We start from the raw sequence: 22,742 nt of genomic DNA on the forward strand, positions 1-22,742 counted from the left end.
TCAATATGGGAACGCGGTAAATGGTCGAGTTATATCATTTTTGTCAAATCTGACCTCAGCGTTATTCATATTCTCCATATATTTTGGATTGTTTTTGTCTTTTTTGTTGGGCTTGTAACCGTGTCCGGAGTTTGTTATTTCCATTTTGATCACAGGGTTGCCAGAAGCGTCATGCTCTGTATAGCGGGGATTGGCTCCCTGCATTTTATAGATGGCTTTATTAAGCGCGTGTAGATGCACCTTCCAGCTTTTGAATTGAGAACTGGAGTTTACTTTCCCTTTTTTTCCATTTGCGGGATTTGTTCCATCTATTGAACGCATTTGCATGGCGGTGCTGGGTATTTCTTTTCCGTGTTTAGCCACTGTATGCATATCATATTTTTTTTCAATTTCCATCACGCGCCGTTTTGCATTTTCCTCCGTTAGCTCGTCAATGCGCGCACGTCGCTCTTTTCCTACCGGCATGGGCAGCGTTGGCAGTCGCTCGTTTACCTTGGCCTTTCCAATTGGGTTTTCGAGCCCTGCGGTGGGTTTACATCCACCGTCACCGGGACATGAACTCAAGCCTAACGGATCCACCCACCCCGTAGGATTGGGCACATATCGGTACGCATTGATCCCACCCGCCAGCTTCACCGGGTCCGGCGTCAGATAGCGCCCAACATCCGGATTGTAGTAGCGATGACGGTTGTAGTGCAGGCCGCTTTCTTCGTCGAAGTATTGACCTTGAAAGCGCAGCGGGTTGTCGACTTTTCCGACGTCGAGGCGGCTGATCTGGCCGTAGGCGCGGTAGTGGGCGGACCAGACGATTTCGCCGTCTGCGGCGGTGAGTTCCTGTGGGGTGCCGAGGTGGTCGAGTTGGTAGTGGTAGGGTTTGGTGGCGTTGGGACCGAAGCCTTCCAGCAGGGCCAACGGCCGGAAGCTGTCGGGTTCGTAGAGGTAGCTGCGGTGGCGGTCGGCGTGGTGTTCGGCGATCAGTTTGTCGCCTTGCCAGAAGAACTCCGTCGTTACGCCGTCAACGGTTTTGCTGATGCGGCGGCCAAAGGGGTCGTAGCGGTAGTGGGCGGTTTGTCCGCTGGGTTGGGTGAGGCTGGTTAAACGATGCTGGCAGTCGTAGCGGTATTCGGTGACCAGTGCGTGAGCTTTGCCACGGCGTTCGCGGATCAGGTTGCCGAAGGCGTCGTAGTCGTAATGCCGGTCGCCCTGGATCATCAGGCGATTGCCGGCGACGATGTCCGGGCCGGGGCGGTCGTGCATCAGCAGGTTGCCGGCCGGGTTGTGGCCGAAGCGTTCCTGCAGGTCCTGCGAATGATTGGCGCGGGTCAGGCGGTGGAGCGGGTCGTAGGCGTAGCGGTGTTCGCCTTTGCGGGTGTCGACGATGCGGGCGAGGTTGCCGGATTTGTCGTAGTCGTATTGGCGGCGGTAGTGGCGGTTTTCCCGTTGCGTGATGGCGTGGGCGTGCAGGCGGTTTTGGTCGTCGTAATGGTAATGGCTGATTAATTCGCCTTGCTGTCGTTGCTGCTCCTGACCGGTTTTGAATAGATGCGAAGTGAGCACTTCACCGTTGAGCTGAACCGTCGCGAGGTGGCCACCTTTATCGTGGTTAAACGTGACGCGGTTGTTGTCCGGCAGGCGCAGGCGTTGCAGTTGTCCGCAGGCGTCATAGCCATAACGCAAGGTGCCCCAGCCTTGATGCTCGGCGGTCAGGCGGTTTTGTCGATCGTATTCGTAGGCCAGCGCCCAGTGACCGTCTACGACGCTGAGGAGATTGCCCTGGCGGTCGTAGGCATAGTCAACAAGGGCGCCATCGGGCAGGGTTTTTCTGACAAGGCGTCCGGCGTGGTCACGCGCGTAGCGGGTAACCAACTGACTGCCATCGTCGCCGTATTCAGTCTTTTCCTGCAGATTGCCGTTGAGGTCATAAACGTAGGCGGTACGCTGGCCGTCAAAGCCGATTTCCTGCTGGATCAACCCGTTGGGGTGATAAGCGAGCCGGTAGGTCTCGCCCACCTCGTTTTCGATCTCGGTCAGCAGCAACCGAGTATTGTCGTAGCGGTACTGGACCTGCGAGCCATCGGCATTGAACCGTCGACTGATCAGGTGCAGCCCGTCGGCATACTCGTAGCGAGTGACGTGGCCCAGTTCATCGCGTTCGGCGGTGATTTTTCCGTAGGCGTTGTAGCTGTATTCCCTGCATGCACCGCCCGGCAATATCAGGCGAGTCAATCGACCGACGCTGTCCCATTGGTATTGGCTCAGCGCCCCATGCTCATCCTCGCGGGCAACCTCCCGTCCCAGGTCGTCATAGCGATAGCGCTTGATCCCGCCATTGGGCAACTGTTCCTCAAGCAGTTGCCCGCGCTCATTCCACACCAGCCGCTGGCAACTGTGATCGGGATACCAGACGCCAATCAGTTGCCCGTGTTTGTTGTAGCTGTAGTCGGTTACATGGCCGTCAGGATCGGTCTTACGCGTTACGTCGCCTTGTTCATTACGCTCGTACTTCCAAACCGCCTCGCCTCGGCGCACCACCCGTACGAAGCCATTGTCATGCTCGTAGGACGTCGGCTCATCGTCCCCCGGAAACAGCGCCACCAAGCGCCCAGCGTCGTCGTACTGATACGCCGTCACCGCGCCCAGCGGGTCCTGCTCAACCGTCAGCCGGCCTTTTTCATCGTAGGATTTGAAGTGTTGAGCGCCGTCCGGATCAACCCGCTGCACCAGCCGCGCCCGCGGGTCATGCACATACACTTCCTGACTGCCATCGGCGTTATGCACGGTGACGCGCCCGTCATCACCCCACACATAGCGCGTGTCCATCTGCGTAAAACTGGCCCAATGCCGTACACAGCGCGCCGCCTTGCCGGAACGTTCCCACGCCCAGAAGAAACTCGCCCCACCGGCCAGCCCACGCTCCAGAATCACGTGCTGCTCGTCGTACCGATAAACCTCGCATTCACCTACAGCATTGGTCGCCGACACCAGTCGGCCTGTGTCGTCGTAGGCGTAGGACACAACCGTCTGTTCAGTCACCCACTCGTAAGGCTCACGCCCCTTGGCGCGATGCACCTGATAGTCCACCGCGCCAATCCGGCCCTGCGCATAACGCAACCACAGCGAGCGCCCGGCGCCGTTGTCCAGCCGTTCAATGCGCCCCAGCACGTCGCGGGAAATGCGCAGCCGGTTGTCATACGCATCGCTGATCGACACCAGCACGCCATCACGAAAGTGATAAAGCCGCGACGCCTGGGCCAGCACCAGTTCATCCGGTAAATCGCCCAGGAAGATCGCCGCTTCGGCCAGGCTGTTGGTGATCGCCGGGCGCGAAGCGGTCGGCAAGGGCAGGGTGGTCGAGCGATTTTCATGGTCGGTCCACACCACCGAATCGCCCGCAACCACCAGCCGCTGCGCCAGGGCATGGCTCCAGCCAAACCCCAGCCCAACATCGATTTCCACCGCACTGGTGCGATACACCCGCGTCCACTCAAACGGCAGAATTCCGTCCAAGGTGCCGTCGGTGAGGGTGAGCAATTCCTCGCCGGTGACCATCGACACCGGGCAGCCGTGGGTGACGGTCTTGTCCGCAGGCGCAGCCGCATCCCCCGCCGGGTTCTTCGCCGAAACCGGCACATCATCCACAGGCGATTCGCGCACGAGTGCGGTGCGCTGCTGCTTGCTGCGCACCGCCGGCACGGCGTTCGGCACCAGTTCCTCGCCAATTTTCAGCGACGCCACCGTCTTGATCGGCGTGGCCGCGCTCCCCAGCAGCAACGGCTTGGCCGCCTCAACATGCCGCGCCAACCCCGGCTGCGCCAACTGCTCGGCGAGCATCTCCAGCCAGCGGCGTACCCGCCCGGACTTGATATGACCCACCACCTGCACGCCCAGGCGAATCTTCACGCCCATGCCCCGCGTGGCCCAGATCAGCAACAGATTGATCAGCACCTCGCCGGTGATTTCGCCCACCAGCTCAACCATCAGCGGTGGCGGCAGCAGGCGAATCCAGCTGGTCATCGCCGACAGGTAGATAAACAGCAGCGGCTCATCACTGAGCACCAGCAGGCCATGGGCGATGGCGTCCTTGCCCAGTGTGAGCAGCTCATCCAGCTCGCTTTGGGAGACATAGCGCAATAACTGCTCGCTGTTGGCCTTGAGGTTGGCGATCAGGTCGTACAGCTGCGTGATGTTGTCCCACAGGTTGTAGAGGGCTTTGGCCAAACCGCCCGCGAAGGCGGCGCCCTGCAGGGCGCTGCGCTTTAAGGGTGGGACTTTGGCGAACTCAGTCCACTGCGCTTGGAAGGTGTCTTTCCATTCCTCGCGCAGGCGAGTTTCCAGCCCGGCGGTCAGCGACTGATAAGACGCATACAGCGCCTTGATGTGGTCTTTGGAAACATTGGGGTAGAAGGTAATTTGATACGGCTGGCCGCGGGTGCATTCCGGGATTTCAAGCCTGCCGCTGGCATCTATCGTGCGATGGAGCGGGGCGCCCAGAGCGCTGCCATCCGGGGCGATGGCCTGCACCATCACCGGCGTATCGCCGATGGGCACGAAGCGAGTGCTTTCGAACAGATGCACCAGGGTCAGCGAACCCTGGGCGGGGGCAGGTCGCGACAACAGCGCTTGGCGTGCGCGAAGACAGCGGTGCACTCAGCGTGATGTCTTCGCCGACCTTGAAGATCTGTTCAAGCTCCAGCGCCGAGCCGCTCCAGAAGCTCTCGGCCCATGCGTCGAAGGTGTTCAGGCAATCGCGAAAGTCACGAAAAACGCTTTCGACGTCCGGTGCCTTGGCATCCATTGGCGTCAGCACCAGCTTGGCAATGACCGGAATCATGAAGCAGCCCCGCAACCGGGGGCCTTAGCCAGCAACTCCATCTGCAATCCCTCGCACTGTGTGATCAGGCGAAGGACTTTGCAGAGGTCGGAGTAGGAGGGGAGTAGAGGTTATCCGGCGGCGCTGTGGGATGTTTCAGTAGAGCTTGTCTCCCATACGATGCTCCGCAACAGCGCGCACTGATGTATCGTTCCATACATGGAACGATCAACGCTGTTTTTACCGTCTAGCGCACAATTGCTATCGGTTTTAAGGTGTATGCACTTTGGAGGTACATCATGAAAAAGCTTATCGGTCTTTACACCAGCCCTCGTGGCCACTGGGTCGGTGACGGCTTCCCGGTGCGCACGCTGTTTTCCTACGACAACCTGGGCAAGCACATCAGCCCGTTCCTGCTGCTGGACCATGCCGGCCCGGCCGATTTCACGCCGACCGAGCAGCGGCGCGGCGTCGGCCAGCACCCTCATCGCGGCTTTGAAACCGTGACCATCGTGTACGACGGCGAGGTCGAACACCGCGACTCCACTGGCGCCGGTGGCAAAATCGGCCCCGGCGACGTGCAGTGGATGACGGCGGCCAAGGGCATTCTCCACGAGGAATTCCACTCCGATGCCTTCGCCCGCAGCGGCGGGGCGCTGGAGATGGTGCAACTGTGGGTCAACCTGCCGGCCAAGGACAAAATGGCCGATGCCGGTTACCAGACCATCGTCGACGGTGACATTCCTGTGCTGCCACTGGCCAACGACGCCGGCAAGCTGCGCCTGATCGCCGGAGAGTTCGCCGGCACCCAAGGCCCGGCGCGCACGTTCACGCCCATTGACGTGTGGGACCTGCGCCTGAATGCCGGCAAGGCCGTCACCCTGGACCTGCATGCCGGGCGCAATACCGCGCTGGTGATCCTGCGCGGGACGGTGCAGATCAATGGCGAAGAGGTGGCGCGCCAAGGGCAACTGGCGCTGTTCGAGCGTGACGGCCAGCAGCTTTCACTGGCGTCGGACGACGACGCCATGGTGCTGCTGCTCAGCGGCGAGCCGATCGACGAGCCTATCGTCGGGCACGGACCGTTCGTGATGAACACCGAGCAGGAGATTCATCAGGCGTTTGCCGATTTCCAGGCCGGCAAATTCGGTCAGATGCATGCCTGACTCTGTGGGAGGTGGCCCAGCCACATAGAAGGCAACCACCTCCCTCTGGTGAGCGGGCTTGTCGTGGCGAGCGGGCTTGCCCCGCGTTGGGCTGCGAAGCAGCCCCCAATCAAGGAAAACGCAGTCTACCTGGCACTGCGCAGAGCCTGGTTTTGGGGCTGCTTCGCAGCCCAACGCAGGACAAGCCTGCTCGCCACAGGGAATCTGCGCTTAACTGAACGGCATTAGGGCAAGCCCGCTCGCCACAGGTTTGGCGCAGCCTTCTACATTTTGTGCTGCGCTATACCCGCCATCTTGATTTCATGCGATCTTCCCGTCATTGCCACTGGAGTCGCCTGGATGCCCTCATTTATCGCCGATCACCCGATGCTGTGCGCACTGGTATTGATCCTGATCGACATCGCCGTGTGGCGGCTGATTTCCGCCAACCTGGCCAACTGGAAGCTGGCGGCGCGGTTGGTGATTTTTGCGGTGTTCAGCGCGGTGCTGTTCAACGATGGCATGAACCCGATGCTGGTGGCGCCCTATGCCGACGACACCGCGCTGCATATGGCCGCCACCGCTTTGCAGATCGGCTGGTGGCTGTTCGCGGCGCGCACGCTCACGGTGCTGCTCGGCGCGTTGATGATGCAGCGGGTCGGGCACACCGGGCGGTTGTTGCAGGACTTGATGGGCGCGGTGATTTTCCTGATCGCGATCATCGCCGCCATGGCCTATGTGCTCGACCTGCCGGTCAAGGGCGTGCTGGCCACCTCCGGCGCGGTGGCGATCATTGTCGGCCTGGCCTTGCAAAGCACCTTGAGCGATGTGTTTTCCGGGATCGTGCTCAACACCACCAAACCCTATCAACTGGATGACTGGATCTCCATCGACGGCACCGAAGGCCGTGTCACCGATATCGACTGGCGCGCCACACGGTTGCAGACTTCTCAGGGCAGCCTGGCGGTGATTCCCAACTCGCTGGCGGCCAAGGCCAAGATCATCAACTTCTCGCGCCCGGCGGACATGTTCGGCCTGACGGTCAGCCTGCAGGTCAGCCCCCATGCCCGTCCGCAAACCGTGATCGATGCGCTAGAGCGCGCCATGCAGGGCTGTCGACCGTTGCTGGCCAAACCCGCGCCGAGCGTGGCGTTCAAGGCGTCCGCCAGCGGCGGCGTGGAGTATGAAATCAGTGGTTTCGTGCCGGCCATGACCCTCAAGCGCGAAGTGCGCAACCAGCTTTACGACCTGGCGTTCCGGCATTTGCAGGCGGCGGGCGTGGGCCTGCTCTCGTCGACCGAGAGCAGCGCGCCGGCCGAGATGTCCGGCGCGCGCGCGTTGCTGGAGCGCTCGTCGATTTTCTCTACGCTGCGCCAGGAAGAGAAAGAAACCTTCAGCCAGAACATGACCCTGCACACCTACCGTGCCGGCGAGATGATCCTGCCGGCAGGCGAGGTCAGCGATCATTTGTTTATCGTCGAGTCCGGCGTTGTGTCGGTGATGCTCACCAAGGCCGGGCACACCTTCGAAGCCGGACGCATGGGGCCGGGGGAGGTGATCGGCGAGGCGGGCATTCTGTCCGATCAGGCGGCGCTGGCGGACTTTACCGCGAAGACGTTTTGCACCCTGTACCGCATCGAAAACGAATACCTCAAACCGTGCCTGGATGCGCGTCACGACATCGGCGAAGCCATGAAGGCGCTGCTGGATTTTCGTCTGCATGCCGCACAGGTGTTGACCGAGGACGCGCCGGTGGTGCCGGTGAAGAAGGGCTTTTTGCAGTGGTTGCGCACGCGCGGCCTGTAACGGCGCTGTCGCGATCCGACAGCGCCGCCGCGTTGCGTCAGAACGTCAGATAGACCGGGCTGGCAGTGGACAGCGAGGCTTTTACCCCCTGCGCCGTGTCACTGATCAGCGCTTCCTGGCGGTCTTCACTCAGGGCTTGCAGGGTGACCGCGACCACCTCGGCCGGCGTGCTTTTCGGCGCCTGCACATCGGCCACCATGTCGGTGTCGATGTAGGCCGGGTGCACGCCGATGACCAGCGTGTTCTGCCCACGCAGTTCGCCACGCAGGCCGTTGGTGAGGCCCCACTGGGCGGACTTGGAAGTGCTGTAGCCGCCGGAGCCGGGCGGGCTCAGCCAGCTCAGGACCGAGAGGATATTGATCAGGGCGCCGCCGCCTTGCCTGGCCAGGATCGGCGCAAACGCGCGGCTCATGCGCAGGGTGCCGAGGGTGTTTACTTCAAAGTGCTGTTGCAGGTTTTCGACGCTGTCTTCAGCGAGCAACGAACCGTACTTCAAGAAGCCCGCGTTATTGATCAGCACACTGACGTCGCCGCATTGCTCGGCGGCGCGCTGCACGCTGGCCGGGTCGGTAATGTCCAGCGCAATCGGCGTGCTGCCGGGAATCTCGACACTGCCCGGATCCCGCGCGCCGGCGTACACCTTGGCCGCGCCTGCGGCCAGCAGCGCAGTGACGAACGCCTTGCCCAGGCCACGATTGGCACCGGTCACCAGTACCACTTTTCCACGAATATCCATGAGATGCTCCACGCGCCAGTTGGGTTTAATGATGAAACCATTTTTATCCTGTGCGTTTGGGTCCTATAATGCAACCTTATTTTTCACGCAGGCGCAGGGATACGATGAAACGCAAATGCCTGGAAGGGAACGGCTGCCCGGTGGCGCGCGCGCTCGATGTGGTGGGCGACTGGTGGACGCTGCTGATCATTCGCGATGCATTCGCCGGCGTCACGCGCTTCGGTGATTTCCAGAAGCACCTGGGCGTGGCGAAAAATATTCTCGCCACGCGCCTTAAGGACATGGTCGAGCAAGGCCTGCTGGAAACCCGCGAAGTCGGCGCGCGCAGCGACTATCAACTCACGGACAAGGGCCGCGCGCTGATGCCGGTGCTGGTCACGTTGGCCCAGTGGGGAGAGGCGCATACCGAGCCCGAAGACGTCGGTACGCAGGTGCTGGATGCGCGTCTGCTCAAGCCGCTGCGCAAGGTCGAGATCGTGTCCGAAGACGGCCGGGTGCTGGGGCTTGGGGACATTGTCACCCAGGCCCCGTAGGCCTTGATAACGAGGGTTCAGCGCACCAGGCACGGGCGCTTGTTGTCGAAGCTCCAGCCGGGAATCAGGAACTGCATGGCGACGCTGTCATTGCGCGCGCCCAGGCCCATGCCTTGGTAGAGTTCGTGGGCATGCGCCACGGCGTCCATGTCGATCTCCACTCCCAGGCCCGGCTTGGCCGGTACTCGGATGTGGCCGTCGACAATCTGCAACGGCGCCTTGGTCAGGCGCTGGCCGTCCTGCCAGATCCAGTGGGTGTCGATTGCGGTAATGTCGCCCGGCGCCGCCGCCGCCACCTGGGTGAACATCGCCAGGGAAATATCAAAGTGGTTGTTGGAGTGCGAGCCCCAGGTGAGGCCCCACTCGTGGCACATCTGCGCCACGCGCACCGAGCCCTGCATGGTCCAGAAGTGCGGGTCGGCCAGGGGAATGTCCACCGATTGCAGCTGGATGGCATGGCCCATTTCGCGCCAGTCGGTGGCGATCATATTGGTCGCGGTCGGCAGGCCGGTGGCGCGACGGAATTCAGCCATGACTTCGCGACCTGAATAGCCGTTTTCCGCGCCGCACGGGTCTTCGGCGTAGGCCAGCACGTGGTGCTGATCGCGGCACAGGGCGATGGCTTCCTTGAGTGACCAGGCGCCATTCGGGTCCAGGGTGATGCGCGCGTCGGGGAAGCGTTCGGCCAGTGCGGTCACCGCTTCGATTTCCTCTGCGCCGCGCAGGACCCCGCCTTTGAGCTTGAAGTCGTTGAAACCGTATTTGGCCTTGGCGGCTTCGGCCAGACGCACGATGGCGTCCGGGGTCATGGCCTGCTCGTGACGCAGGCGGAACCAGTCGTCGGCGTCGGCTTCGCTGCGGTAGGCGAGGTCGGTGCGGCTGCGGTCGCCGATGTAGAACAGGTAGCCGAGCATCTTCACTGCGTCGCGCTGCTGGCCTTCACCGAGCAAGGCGGCCACCGGCACGTCGAGGAACTGGCCGAGCAGGTCGAGCAGCGCGGCTTCCATGGCGGTTACAGCGTGGATGGTGATGCGCAGGTCGAACGTCTGCAGGCCGCGTCCGCCGCTGTCGCGGGTGGCAAAGGTGCGGCGCATGTCATTGAGGACGCTCTGGTATTGGCCGATGGGTTTGCCGATCACCAGGCTGCGCGCGTCTTCCAGGGTCTCGCGGATACGCTCGCCGCCGGGCACTTCACCGACGCCGATATGCCCGGCGCTGTCCTGCAGGATCACGATATTGCGCGTAAAGAACGGCCCGTGGGCGCCGCTGAGGTTGAGCAGCATGCTGTCGTGGCCGGCCACCGGAATCACTTGCAGGCTGGTGACCATCGGGGCGTTGCTGGCGTGGTGCTGATGTTCTGTGTTCATGAAGAAGCGTTCCTTATTTGCTCAGGGCGGGGGCAGGGTGCAGCACGCTGGCGGTGTGGGCGCCGGGGCGGGTCTTGGCGAAAAACACCAGGATGGCCGCGAGGATCGACGTCCCGGCCAGCCCGTACAGGCCGCCCTGGATCGACCCGGTGGTCTGCTCCAGAAAGCCGAAGGTGGTCGGCGCGACAAACCCTCCGAGGTTGCCAATGGAGTTGATCAGCGCAATCACCGCCGCTGCGATGCGCGCATCCAGGTAGCCCTGGGGAATCGGCCAGAACAGCGACGACGCCGACTTGAAACCGATGGCCGCAAAGCAGATGGCGATGAAGGCGAAGATCGGCCCGCCGGTGGTGGAAAAGAACATCCCCGCGGCGGCAATCAACAGCGCCGTGGCCACCCAGGCCTGCTGGTGCTTGTACTTGCCGGCCAACGCCGCAAACGAGTACATCGCGATGATCGAAATCAACCACGGAATCGAGTTGTAGAAGCCCACCTGGATGTCGCTCAGGTCGCCCATCTTTTTGATGATGCTCGGCAGCCAGAAGGTGGCGGCGTAGATGGTCAGCTGGATGCAGAAATACAAGGCGCAGAACAGCATGATCTGACGGTCCTTGAGCAAGGTGCCCAGGGTTGGCTTGACCGTGTTGGCGGCATCGCGCTCGCGTTGCTCGCGGTCGATCTCGCCCACCAGCGCGTCCTGTTCCTCACGGCTGAGCCATTTGGCATCGTGGGGTTTGGAATCGAGCCAGAACCACACGAAAAAGCACAGCAGCACCGACGCCATGCCCTCGATGATGTACATCCATTGCCAGCCGTGCAGGCCCAGGCCTGTGATTTGCAACAGCACGCCGGACAGCGGGCCGGAGATCAGCGAGGCCAGCGCCGAGCCGCTGAGAAAGATCGCAATCGCCTTGCCGCGCTCCACGCCGGGCAGCCAGCGCGTGAAGTAATAGATCACCCCCGGAAAGAACCCGGCCTCGGCCACCCCCAGCAGAAAGCGCAGGATGTAGAAGTGGGTTTCGTTCTGGATGAAGGCCATCAAGGTGGCGGTGATGCCCCAGGTGAACATGATGCGGGTCAGCCAGATACGCGCGCCGACCTTTTGCAGCAGCAGGTTGGAGGGCACTTCGAACAGCGCGTAGCCGATGAAGAACAGACCGGCACCCAGGCCGTAGGCCGCGGCGCCGATGCCCAGGTCATGTTCCATGTGGGTGCGCACGAAGCCGATATTGACGCGGTCGATGTAATTGACGATGAACATGATCACGAAAAGTGGCAGCACATGGCGCTTCACTTTCTTGATCGCGCGGGCCAGCACGGGGTCGTGGGCAGGCGCAGCTGTGGCGGGGCTGGAAGGGGTCACGAGGTAGAACTCCCACTGATTATTGTTGTGCGGGTTGGGTTCAGGGTCGTCGGACATGTCTGACAACTTGCCAGACATCATACAACTGAGATTTTTAAAGTGGCAACCCCTATCTCCAGACCTGTGATGACCCCGGCGGACGCTGGCTTGCCTGCGATAGCTTCACATTGCTGTACCTGACGCACCGCAGCGTCTGCATCGCAGGCAAGCCAGCTCCCACAAAAGACGGGTGCATTTCGGGGAAAATTTGTTTGTTGTCATACAAGTTGCTGCTCAAGCAGGGTGCTAGTATTGCGCGGTCTTTTCGATGGACCCGCCCATGCTCACCGACCTCCCACGCAAGCGCTCCCAGGGCCTGGCCCATGACATCGTCAGCGACCTGACCCAGCAAATTCTGCTGGGGCAGATGGCGCCCGGCGAGAAGCTGCCGTCCGAGTCCGCCATTGTTGGCGAGTACGGTGTCAGTCGCACGGTGGTGCGCGAGGCGCTGTCGAAATTGCAGGCGGCCGGGCTGGTGGAAACCCGGCATGGCGTCGGCACGTTTGTGCTGGCGCGCGACTCGCGCCAGGGCCTGCACCTGACCCACGACACCGCTGTGAGTGTGCGCGGCATCCTCGAACTGCGCATGGGCCTGGAAACCCAGGCCGCCGCCCTGGCAGCGCTGCGCCGCACCGACGCGCAGTTGCAGCAGATGCGCCAGGCCCTGGATGACTATCAGGATTCGCTGGGCAGCCACGACAGCAGCGTCGAACCCGATGTGCGCTTTCATCAGTTGATCGCCCAGGCCACGGGAAATAGCTACTTCACCGACGTGATTCAGCACTTGGGCCATTCGGTGATTCCGCGTTCGCGCATCAACGCTCAGGAGCGGGGTGATGCGGACCTGGTGCAACTGGGGCAATTGGCCAATCTGGAACACGAGGCGATTCTCAAGGCTATCCGCCGCCAGGATCCGGATGCGGCGCGTGCGGCCATGTTGCTGCATTTGAGCAATAGCCTGGAGCGTATGACCGGGGAGTAAGAGCGCCCCAGATCAAAAGCAAAAGCGCGGTGGCCCCGGAGCCGACCGGGGTTGTCTGCCGAACGCTGTACAAACTGTGGGAGGGGGCTTGCTCCCGATGGCTGAGTGTCAGTCAGCTTATTGTTAGCTGACCCACCGCTATCGGGAGCAAGCCCCCTCCCACATGTGATCTCCATGCATCAGATACAACACCGTCTGCTTTTGATCTGCTTTGCTTTGCTTTGCTTTGGCTTTTGATCGTGATCTGAGGCGCCCCGTCAACCACGCTGGCCGCACGCAGGCTTGAATCCGTGGGTAACCCGGCAGGACGCCGGGTTAGCCGCACTGGGCCAGGGATGGCCCATTGCGGCGGCCCACGGATTCAAGCCGGAGTGCGGGCACACCGAGCCTAAGCGAGGTGCCGAGTGGTGGGGCAAGAGCCCTTTTGGTTACTTTTGGGGCTCTTTTCCAAAAGTGACCCGCCGTAAGGGCGGAACCCATATCAGCCATCACCCAAACAACGGATAAGTACCCCCCCCACCCCCCCCCACCCCAAAACTCCAGGAATTCCCCGACAAGAACTTCATGACCGCGCGAAAGAGTATTCCCAAGCGCCACATGGGAATACTGCCCGAACGCAGCGCGCTATTCAGCCTTGCCCTGCATCGGCCAGATCCGCTCCCGCTGCGTCTGCCCCAGCCACACCATGCCGTGCATGAACGTCTCGCGCTCTTGCGGTGTGGTCAGCGGGAACTGCGCCAGATGGGTATGCGCCATTTCCCGCACTTGCTCGAACCACGCCCGTTTATCCTCCTCATTATCAAACGCCTGCCCCTCCAGGACATGGGCGGGCATCAGCTCGCTCGGCTCCAGCGGCAATGCATCGCGGGTGAAGAGGCGCGCGTTGATGTTTGCGCTGCAGATCTCCACGGTCAAACCGGTAATGCCCTTGGCCAGCAGCTTTTTAAGCGGCTTGATCTTCTTGTGGGTCTGGGCGGCAAAGTTGGTCGACTTGAGCAGCGTGTTGTACTGCGGCTTGAAGTGGTTGATCAGCGCCGCTTCCGCCAGGGTGACCACCTCGTCGCGATTGAGGCGCACCGCGCGCAGCCGTTCGAAGTGCGCGTGATCCTCTTGCTCGCAGGCCTGGGGATCAAGGTTGAGGTCGCCGCCATTGCTGATCACGGTGCGCCCGTGTTCGAAGCGATACAGCAGCAGCGAAATTTCCAGCTCCGGGGTGTGGGTCGAGGCTTCGGCCAGGATGCGTTGCAGGGTGGTGTGGTTGAGCAAACGGTCGACGGCGGTCAGCGCGTTGACCTTGCCCAGGCCCTGGCCGACATACAGCACGTTCATGTCCCGTTGCTCGGTGTGCAGCGCACTGCTGGCGTTGGCGACCACGATATGGGCGGCGGTGATGACCTGGCGTGTGGCGGTGGTGATCAGCAGATGGGTGCCGTTGGGGGCGACCTGCACCTGCTCGATGGCGTCGCGATCCCCCGGCGTGATCGGCGGGATCTCGTAGCTGAAGGGGATCGGCTGCTCGCCGGTCTCGTCCATCACCAGGAAAAAACTGCCGTGCACGGTGCGGCCCTGCAACTGCAGATCGTAAGGATTGATCAGCACCCGTCGGCGCGCAGTGATCAGGTAGATATTGCTGCCGGCGATCATCTCCCGATAAAGGGCGTCATCCTTGGCCCGGTAGAGGTCGGCGGGGGTCAATACCGAGGGCGGGCTGGAGTAGAGATGGGTGGCACCTTCGGCCGAAAACTGTCGAAGAATGGAGTCCATGCTGTTCATCGTCGTGTCCTTGTGTGGCTGCACACAGTGGCAGGGTGAAGCGCTATTTTGCCAAACTCGCGACGCGTCGGGCACTGGCCGAACGGTCAGGTACTCCCACCTTCTCCCGTATCGCCTTCAGCCGATCCCACAGCCGTGCTTGCCGTGCATCACGGCGTGCACACCAACGCCTGGCGCTCATAATTCAATGCCTTGTTCTGCGCCGGCAGCGCATAGTCTGCCGTGCAGCGGTGTTCGCCCCACTTGATCACCAAGCTGCCCTGGTCCTGCTCCACCAACGCCAGCGCGTTGCCATTGGGGTCGGCAATCGCCAATTGCTTGCCCGCCGCATCCTCCAGCGAGGCGCCGAATGACAGCGGCTGGTGCTGCGCATCAAACAACTCGAACAACACCCGCCGGCCGGTGGTGCCGCTGTAGCGCGCCACCACGATGGCGCCCCGGCGCGGCACCCGTTGCTGGGTGGCGTTGGTGACTTCGACGTTGGCGCCCAGGTCGCGAGTGTCCAGGCTGATCCAGTTGACCCGGTAGGGTTGCGCCGTGGGGATGACCGCGTAGCCGTTGTATCCGGTCTCCACGCCGCTGTAGCTGCTGATTTTCGCCCCTGAAATGCCCGGCACCTCGGCCAGGGCGAAGGTTTCGCTGAGGGTCTGCCCCAGGTTGATTCCACCCGCGTGAGCCACCACCGAGCCTGCCACGTTGAGGTTCTGCGAGGTGTAACCCTGGCCCTGGTTGAAGCCGAAGCCGACGTCGCCCATGGACGTGCGGCTGTTGAGCGTCACCGAGCCGGAGTCACCGCTGGTGTCGCTATGGCCCGCCTGCACCGAATAGGAGGTGTCGCTGGCGTCGGCGACATAGCCATTGATGCCCGCCTGGGTGGTGGTGTTGCCATGCTGTCGGCTGCTGGTCACGAACGCCCGTGGCGCGCGGGCCTGGCCGCCCAGCGGAAAGGAGATCGACAGGTTGAGTTGAGTGTCGCTGCCTGACTCGCCCCAGGTCACGATCTGCTCGGTACGCGTCACGTTGAGGTTGTAGTTCAGGTCGCCCCAGTTGTTGCTGTAGCCGGCGGTAAAGTTGCGCGAGCCGCCGCGGTTCCAGTAGCGCTGGTCGCTGGCCGTCACGTACAGGCTGCCCAGTTCGCGGTTGCGGCCGATGCTCTGGTTGAGGGTCAGGTCGGTGCGGGTCTTCGAGTGGCCGCCACGCAAGCGCAGGTCATCGCTGTTGTCCTGCACATGGTCGGTGAGGGTGCGGTAGCCCTCGGTGGAGTAGCGGTAGGCGGCCAGGGTGAAGTTGGTGTCAGTGCCGGTGAAGGTCTTGGCGTACAGCGCCCGCACGCTGCTGCCCTGGGTGGTTTGCCCGTGTGCCTTGCTCGAGGAGTGCGTGGCGTCCAGGGAGAAGGCGCCGAAGGCGGTATTGCGGCCGGCGCCGAGCGACAGCGCGCTGTAGTCCTCGCTGGCCTGTAGGCCGAGGATGCCGCTCAGGTTGCTGGTCAGGCCGTACGCCAGGGTGCCACTGAGAAAGCGCGGCGACGCCAGCCCATCGGCATTGCTGCTGAAGGTGCCCGCCGAGACGCTGTACTTGAGCTGGCCCTCGCGCACCATGATCGGCAGGCTGGAAAACGCCTGGGTGGTCACGCGGCGGCTGCCGTCGGCTTCGATCACGGTGATCTGCAGGTCGCCGTTGGAACCACTGGGGTAGATGTCGTTGATCTCGAACGGCCCCGGCGCGACGTTGGCGGTATAGAGGATGTAGTCGTTCTGGCGGATTTCCACGGTGGCGTTGGTCTGCGCCACGCCGCGTATGACCGGCGCATAGCCGCGCTCGCTGTCGGCGCGCATGCCGTCGTCGGAGGCCAGCTTGACCCCGCGATAGCGCACGCTGTCGAACAGGTCGGTGTCGGAGAAGATTTCACCGGCGCTGAACTGGCCCTTGATCGCCGTGACGTCGTGCTGCGCGTAGGTGCGGTTGCTGGTGAAGGTGTTCGAGCGCCCCGTGCCGCTGCTCAGATTGGACTCGTTGCGCAGGCGCCAGCCCCCCAGGTTGATACCGTTGCGCAGGCCAAGGTTAGTGGTGGTGCGCGTGGCGTAGTCGCCGGCGGTGCGGCTGCTGTTGAGCTGATAATTGATAAAGGCGGCGGGCACGCCTGCATCCCATAGCTGCGGGTCGACATAGCCGCGCAAGCCGCGCTGCATCGCCACTTGCGGGATGCTCGCCAACAGGCGCAGGCGACTGCTGTCGTAGCGCACGCTGGCGGCGTCGATCAGGTCGGCCAGGGCATAGCAGTCCTGCGGGTGTTGCGGGTCGAGTTTGCCTTCGGCCTCAAGGCGGGCCAGGTCGACACCCAGTTGCTTGAGCAGCTCCAGGTTCAGGCAGGCTTCGACCCGCTCGGTGTGCCGGTTGCGCTTGAAGTCGATATCGCGCCGGCCTACCAGCACCTCGTTGCTGTACAGATCGACGCGGTAGTTGCCCGGCAACACGCTGTCGGCGGCGAGCAGTTGTTGCAGGTCCACCTGCGACTGCGCGCCTTGCAGGAAGGTCGTGTTGAAGCCTTGCGCAGCGTCATCGGCCAGCGCCGGGGCGGGCACGCAGGCGACCATCGCCAGCCACAGCGTCTTCAATTTCAGTGCGCCACGCGCGGGGCTGTTGCTGGAAAGAAAAGACATGCGAAGACCTGTGGCATCCCGGATTGGCAGACAGGCGCGCACGCACGCAGCTACGCACGTGAAGTGAGCCTGTGGGTGAGAGAAACGGCTTAGGGGTTGCGGCGTGATTCGGTCGCGGACACCGAGGTCGAAGCGTTACCCGACAGCGCTGCGCTGTAGTGATTCTGCGCGCCGTAGTCATTGATGCTGGAGAACGACAACAGCACCGGGCCAGGGTGGAGGGGCGCGCCGAGCGGGAAGGTGCGGACCTCGCCGGGCGCAATCATGGTGGAGTCGCTGGCCAGTTGCGTCTGCACTTTAAGATCGGCCATGGACACGTGGTACAGCGTCGGGTTCGTCACCTGCACACCCTGTTTGACCAGGCGCCACTCAAGTTGCGCCGGTGCCTGCAGCGCGCTGCCTGGCAGGCCCGCAGGCCGGTAGAAGATCTTGATGCGTTGGCGGATGGCCAACTGCAAGGTGTTTTCGGTTTCGCTGGCCCTGGGGATTTCCTGCACGTTGAGCCACACCACCGACTCACGGTCCGTGGGCATGCCGGCGCCTTCATAGAGAATGCGCAACAGCTGCTGCTCCTTGGCAAACACCCGCGCCAGCGGCGGGGTGACGGCGAAAGGCGCACGGCTGGCGCCGGCATCATTGTTGTCGACCCAGGACTGAATCAACACATCCTGATTGCCGTTGCGCACGGTGATATTGGCTTCCTTGTGGTCGCCATCGAACACGATGCGGGTGGCATTCAGGGAAATGCTGGCGGCGGCGTGGCTAGCCATAAGCATGCCCAGCAGCCCCAGGCATGCAGCGAAAGAACGAGGCAGCATGAGGGTTATCCGGTGGTATCAAAAAGGCTTGAACAATGGCGAGGCCGCAGGGCCTCGCACGTCGCGCGCGGGTTATTCGTATTGCAGGATGAACGGCAGGGTGGCATCACCGCGACCGGCGGTGGATGCACCGGCGGCGCCGGTGGTGACGTAGGCGGCTGCGAAGCTCAGGGTGGCATCGCCGCCGGTACCGCTGGCGCTGTGCATGCTGCTTTCGATGCGTGCGGTGGTTGGCGAGCTGAGGTTGATCAGGCTGCCTTTGCTGTCGAGCAGGGCAATACCGACGTTTTGTGCGGTGGCCGAGCCCGGGGTCAGGGCCAGCACGTTCTTGCCGGTGACCAGGCCCGAACCGCCGTTGTTGGCGTCAAAGATCATCGCGACCTTGGTGCCCTGGTTGCAGTTGACGTTCAGCTTGAAGTCCTTGGCAGTCACACGGCCTGCGGTCGGGTTTTCTGCAGTGCCCATGTCCTTGATCGAGACGTTGCCCATGTCCACCGAAATGGTACGGTCGGAGTTGGCACCGTCGACCGAACACGCATCATTGTTGATCACGCCGGTGAAGGTGATTTTGCCGCTGCCGCCCAGGATTGGCTTTGGTGTTTCGCCTTCGGCGAAGGCTGCGCCGCTGGTGCACAGCATGGCCGAGGCAAGAACAGCCAGGGAGAACTTCTTCATGATGATGTCCGTCAGTGTTAGTTGGAGAAAATGCGGTTGTTGAACTGCCGGGAAAGAATAGAAAGTTCGAGGGCTGGGGAAAATAAGACGATTCTTATAAGCCGCGAAAGTTGCTTTGCGGACCGCTGAAAGCGCAGCGGGAGAGGGGCCAAGCCATTGGCGAGAATGGCTTGCCAGTGCGGGCTTAGTTGAAAATATTGCGCGCCAGGCAATAAGCGAGAAGGTCCTGATCGCTGCTTACTTCAAGTTTGCGCATGGCCGATATTTTTTGCGCGCTGATGGTTTTGGAACTTCGATTCTGATGACGGGCAATATCGCTCACGCTCAGGCCGGATACAAACAGGCGCAGAATTTCGAACTCTTTGGGCGACAGGCTGGTGAAGCGTTCGTCGATGGCCGTGATTGTCTCGATCACCGAGGTCCTGGGCGGTTCCAGGCTGCGGTACGGGCTGCGCTGCGCAATCGCCTGGAGTGCCAGTTCAATCTCGGTGTGCAGCTGGCTTTTCTGGATGATGCCGACCACGCCCAGCTCCTGCAGGCGGGTAAGGATCAAGTGGTTGGAAATCATCGTCAGGATCAGCACCTGCACCTGTGGAAAGTGCCGTTTCAGGTATTCCACCAGCTTGAGGCCGTCGCCGTAGGGCGAGTCACCCGGCATGTTGTAGTCGGTAATCACGATGTCCGCGCCCTGGCGCTGCAACAGCTCGATCAAACCGGCCGAGCACACTGCCTCGCCGACCACTTGAAAGCGCGTGTCGCGCTCCACCAATTCGCGTACGCCCAGCAGCACGATCGGGTGATCGTCCGCGATAACCACGTTGAATGTTTTCATAAGGACCGTCCGTCATGCCGGTTCAGAGGGGGGAGCGTGCCCGGGCTGGAGTGTTTCCAGCACGGCCGACAGTCGTTGCATTACAGCGTTTATCTGGTCTTCCAGTACGGGGTCGAGCAGTCCATGGTCCAGTGCGGTTTCCAGTTCGATGCAGGCCTGGGCGAGGTCGAGCGCCTGCACGGCACCGAGGGCGCCGGCGGCCGCATGCAGTAATTGACCCAGGCTGCGCACATCGCGCTGCGCCAGTGCCGCGCCGATGCGTTGCAGGTCCTGGCGCATGCTGCTGATGAACAGCGCACGCATTGCGTCCGACAGCTGCACGCGGTCGACGAAGGCGGCGATGGGCACTTCCGGCGGCGGCTTGACCTGGCACAGCTTGATCAACTGGGCGCGCAGGGTTTGCAGGCTCAGCGGTTTGACGATCCAGGCGTTCATGCCTACCGCCAGGCAGCGCACGCCTTCCTCGCGCATCGCGTTGGCGGTGACGCCGATGATCGGCAGGTGCGGGTCGTGCTCGCGCAGGGTTTTGGCCAACTCATAGCCATTCATCAGCGGCATGTTCACGTCGGTCAGCACCAGGTCAAAGGCCTGCGGTTGCCACAGTTGCAGCGCCTGCTCGCCGTTGTCGGCCAGGGTCGCCGAGCAGCCGAGCGCCGCCAGTTGTTCCTTGATGATCGCCTGGTTGACCGGGTTGTCCTCGGCCACCAGGATGCGCAGCCCCAATTGCCCGGCGCTTTGCCGGCGGGCGGCTGGCGGTTGCTCGTGCTTGCCGTGCTGTGCCAGCGACACCGTGGTGGCGAGGGCGCGCAGGTCGTGCAGGTCGACCACCCAGCCCTGGGCGGTATGCAACGGCGGGCTATGGGCGCCCGGCACGCACTGCACGCGCTGGCCGGGCCAGGGCCGCGCGGGCGTGTCCGGCAGCAGGTCGACCAGCACCCCATGGCGCGGGTCAGGTTCCTGACCGGGGGCGGCAAGGTGGGCGGCGATGCCCAGGCGATTGAGCCAGTCGGTCACCGATTGGGCCAGCTCGCGCACCGGCGCCTGCACATACACCGCTGTGGCGCTGGGCTCGATCAGCGGCGGCTGGGTCAGCGCGCCGCCGCACAGCGGCAGGCGTATTTTCAAGGTAAAGCTGCTGCCCAGCCCCGGCTCGCTGACCACCCGGATCTCGCCGTCCATCATCTGCGCCAGCCACCGGCAAATCGGCAGGCCCAGGCCCGCGCCGCCTTCGCTGGCGGTGGCCGGCGCCTGGTAGAACAGGTCGAACAACTTGGCCTGCTGAGCCTCTGCAATGCCGGCGCCGGAGTCGGTGACCTGCCATTCCAGCTCGACATGGTCGCTGTCGCGCGCCGTGACCCTGGCGCGAATCACCACGCGCCCGATGTCGGTGAACTTGATCGCGTTGCTCACCAGGTTATTCAGAATCTGGCGGATGCGCATGGGGTCGCCCAGTACGGCGTCCGGCAACTGTGCGTCAATGCAGCTGTAGAGCTGCAAACCCTTGCGGCGGGCGAAGGCCGCGTAGGTGTGCAAGGTGTCTTCGAGCATGTCCAGCGGGCAGAACTCCACGGCTTCGATCGCCATTTGCCCGGACTCGATCTTCGACACGTCAAGCACGTCGCTGATCAACTGGAACAGGGTGGCCGATGAGCGCTGGATGGTCTGCAGGTAGGTTTGCTGGTGCGCGTCAAGGTCGGTCAGGCCGAGCAGCTCCAGGGTGCCGAGCACGCCGTACAGCGGCGTGCGGATCTCATGGCTCATGGTCGCCAGGAACAGCGTCTTCGCCTCGTTGGCGGCATCGGCGGCGCGGCGTGCATCTTCCAGCGCCTGGGCATCGTCGATGTGCCGGGTGATGTCGTTGAACGCATACAGGCGCACGTCCTCGGCCTGATAGCGGGTCGACACGAAGCCGATCTGCAGGTGCCGGCCTTCGATCTCCAGGTGGATTTCGCCGCTGTCGGCACCGTCATGGGTGCCGGCCATGGCGGCCACCAGGCGTGCAGTGCCTGGCCATTGCTGGGCGCGCTGGTTTTCGATGAGTACCTTTCCATCGCTGCGCCGTACCACGCACAGGCCGGTGGGCGCGGTGTCGATGATCACGCGGCTGAACGCCACGCTCTCGGCAATGCGCTCATGTGCCAGGCGCGCCGGGTTGATCACCTGGCGCCGATACCAGCGGCTGCCGCCCCAGCCCAGTGTGACCAGGCCGACAAGGAACAGCGCCAGGGTGCTCAACGGCCACAGCGCCGAGTGGAAGAAGTGCGAGTAGTTCAGGCCATACACCGCGCTCCAGGGTTGCTCGCCGGGCTGGGTGATCTTGAATTCAAAACCGTCGGCGGTGAAATGCACGCCATCGCCGAGCGGCGCCTGGGTCGCTGGCCCGACCAGCCGGCTGCCGTCCGGCGCAAACAGGGTAAGACGGTCAAACGCGGAGTGTTCGAGCACCCGTTGCACGTCGTCGACCCGGGACAGGTCGAGCAAGGTGCCGACCACCGACTGCTCCGGGCTGTCGAGCGGCAGGCCGATGTAGGCCAGCAGATCATCGGGCGCCGGGCCCGCTTGCCAGTACACGCGGTTGGGTTCCAGCGGCTGCGGCGTCTGCTCCAGGGCTTGCTGGACTGCGTTGACCTGTGCGACCAGATTGCCGGTGTCTTCGGTGTTTTCGCGACGCTGGTAGCCCACCGATGGAACCGTGATGGTGTAGCGGGTATGCCGATCGAGGAGGAAGGTTTGCGGCGCCTCGTACGGCGACGACGACCAGAAGGCGCTGTAGTAGCTGGTCAGGTGCGCGCCGAGGGCGAAGATCTGCGGTCTGGCGGCGGCGCCGACTTCCTGTTCGTCGAACTTGACGCCGAACGGCACTGAAAACGAATACTTCTGCCCTTCGTACAAGGTGCGCCGGGTGTCGACCATGCGGCTTTTGAGGCTGACCTGCACATGGGTGGCGCGCAGCAGCTCGGCCTGGATGCCGGGATGGGTGAGGCTGCGCAGGTAGGACTCCTGCTCCTGCAGGTTTTCCATCAGCCGCGCAAAGTGAAAGCGCGTGGCGCCGTAGCGGGTTTCGATGGCCCGTTGCAGCGACCAGTAATTGGTGAGCACCAGCAGCAACGCAATGCCGATCAGTACCATCAGGCCCTTGTTCAGGCGCAGGGAGCTACGGGTGAAGGCTTCGAGGACCGCGTTGTTGTGCTTCATCAAGGGTT

13 protein-coding genes and 1 pseudogene are annotated in these 22,742 nt (G+C 62.7%); 4 read left to right on the top strand and 10 right to left on the bottom strand.

The features are described 5' to 3' along the window. Positions 1 to 4,831, bottom strand: a pseudogene (locus tag JOE32_RS03035) (RHS repeat-associated core domain-containing protein). Between the two features lie 278 nt (positions 4,832 to 5,109). Here JOE32_RS03035 and JOE32_RS03040 point away from each other — a divergent pair. Together JOE32_RS03040 and JOE32_RS03045 are read left to right on the top strand one after the other, a co-directional pair. Next, a complete protein-coding gene (locus tag JOE32_RS03040) occupies positions 5,110 to 5,976 on the top strand; it encodes a pirin family protein (RefSeq protein ID WP_209981304.1) in 867 nt (288 codons plus the stop codon). Between the two features lie 339 nt (positions 5,977 to 6,315). Beyond that, complete coding sequence (locus JOE32_RS03045; RefSeq protein ID WP_209981306.1) at positions 6,316 to 7,761, top strand: mechanosensitive ion channel domain-containing protein; 1,446 nt, start codon at positions 6,316 to 6,318, stop codon at positions 7,759 to 7,761. Between the two features lie 37 nt (positions 7,762 to 7,798). Here JOE32_RS03045 and JOE32_RS03050 read toward each other — a convergent pair whose 3' ends face one another. Beyond that, positions 7,799 to 8,497 (bottom strand): SDR family oxidoreductase, encoded by a 699-nt coding sequence (locus tag JOE32_RS03050; RefSeq protein WP_209981308.1) that lies wholly within the window; start codon positions 8,495 to 8,497, stop codon positions 7,799 to 7,801. Positions 8,498 to 8,601: 104 nt separating this feature from the next. Here JOE32_RS03050 and JOE32_RS03055 point away from each other — a divergent pair, with 104 nt between their 5' ends. Next, positions 8,602 to 9,030, top strand: coding sequence for a helix-turn-helix domain-containing protein (locus tag JOE32_RS03055; RefSeq protein WP_209981311.1), 429 nt, complete (start codon positions 8,602 to 8,604; stop codon positions 9,028 to 9,030). 17 nt (positions 9,031 to 9,047) lie between these two features. Here JOE32_RS03055 and gudD read toward each other — a convergent pair whose 3' ends face one another. Then, positions 9,048 to 10,397, bottom strand: coding sequence for a glucarate dehydratase (gudD, locus tag JOE32_RS03060; RefSeq protein WP_209981313.1), 1,350 nt, complete (start codon positions 10,395 to 10,397; stop codon positions 9,048 to 9,050). 13 nt (positions 10,398 to 10,410) lie between these two features. Further along, positions 10,411 to 11,817 carry an MFS transporter gene (locus JOE32_RS03065; RefSeq protein WP_245228944.1) on the bottom strand — a complete coding sequence of 469 codons (1,407 nt, stop codon included), beginning with the start codon at positions 11,815 to 11,817 and terminating at the stop codon, positions 10,411 to 10,413. A 262-nt stretch (positions 11,818 to 12,079) separates the two neighbouring features. Here JOE32_RS03065 and JOE32_RS03070 point away from each other — a divergent pair, with 262 nt between their 5' ends. After that, positions 12,080 to 12,781, top strand: a complete 702-nt coding sequence (locus JOE32_RS03070) for a FadR/GntR family transcriptional regulator (protein WP_209981316.1) — start codon at positions 12,080 to 12,082, stop codon at positions 12,779 to 12,781. Between the two features lie 624 nt (positions 12,782 to 13,405). Here the strand turns inward: JOE32_RS03070 and JOE32_RS03075 are convergent. From JOE32_RS03075 to JOE32_RS03100, 6 genes are all read right to left on the bottom strand, one after another. Further along, positions 13,406 to 14,554 carry a hypothetical protein gene (locus JOE32_RS03075; protein WP_209981318.1) on the bottom strand — a complete coding sequence of 383 codons (1,149 nt, stop codon included), beginning with the start codon at positions 14,552 to 14,554 and terminating at the stop codon, positions 13,406 to 13,408. 149 nt (positions 14,555 to 14,703) lie between these two features. Beyond that, entirely contained in the window at positions 14,704 to 17,214 is a 2,511-nt protein-coding gene (locus JOE32_RS03080; RefSeq protein WP_209981320.1) for a fimbria/pilus outer membrane usher protein, read from the bottom strand. A gap of 89 nt (positions 17,215 to 17,303) precedes the next feature. Beyond that, entirely contained in the window at positions 17,304 to 18,032 is a 729-nt protein-coding gene (locus JOE32_RS03085; RefSeq protein ID WP_209981322.1) for a molecular chaperone, read from the bottom strand. A 72-nt stretch (positions 18,033 to 18,104) separates the two neighbouring features. Next, positions 18,105 to 18,707, bottom strand: a complete 603-nt coding sequence (locus JOE32_RS03090) for a fimbrial protein (RefSeq protein ID WP_209981324.1) — start codon at positions 18,705 to 18,707, stop codon at positions 18,105 to 18,107. A gap of 184 nt (positions 18,708 to 18,891) precedes the next feature. Then, positions 18,892 to 19,539, bottom strand: a complete 648-nt coding sequence (locus tag JOE32_RS03095) for a response regulator (RefSeq protein ID WP_209981326.1) — start codon at positions 19,537 to 19,539, stop codon at positions 18,892 to 18,894. 12 nt (positions 19,540 to 19,551) lie between these two features. Further along, positions 19,552 to 22,734, bottom strand: coding sequence for a hybrid sensor histidine kinase/response regulator (locus JOE32_RS03100; protein ID WP_209981328.1), 3,183 nt, complete (start codon positions 22,732 to 22,734; stop codon positions 19,552 to 19,554). Positions 22,735 to 22,742: the final 8 nt, after the last annotated feature.

Source organism: Pseudomonas sp. PvP025 (assembly GCF_017832155.1).
Lineage (GTDB): Bacteria > Pseudomonadota > Gammaproteobacteria > Pseudomonadales > Pseudomonadaceae > Aquipseudomonas.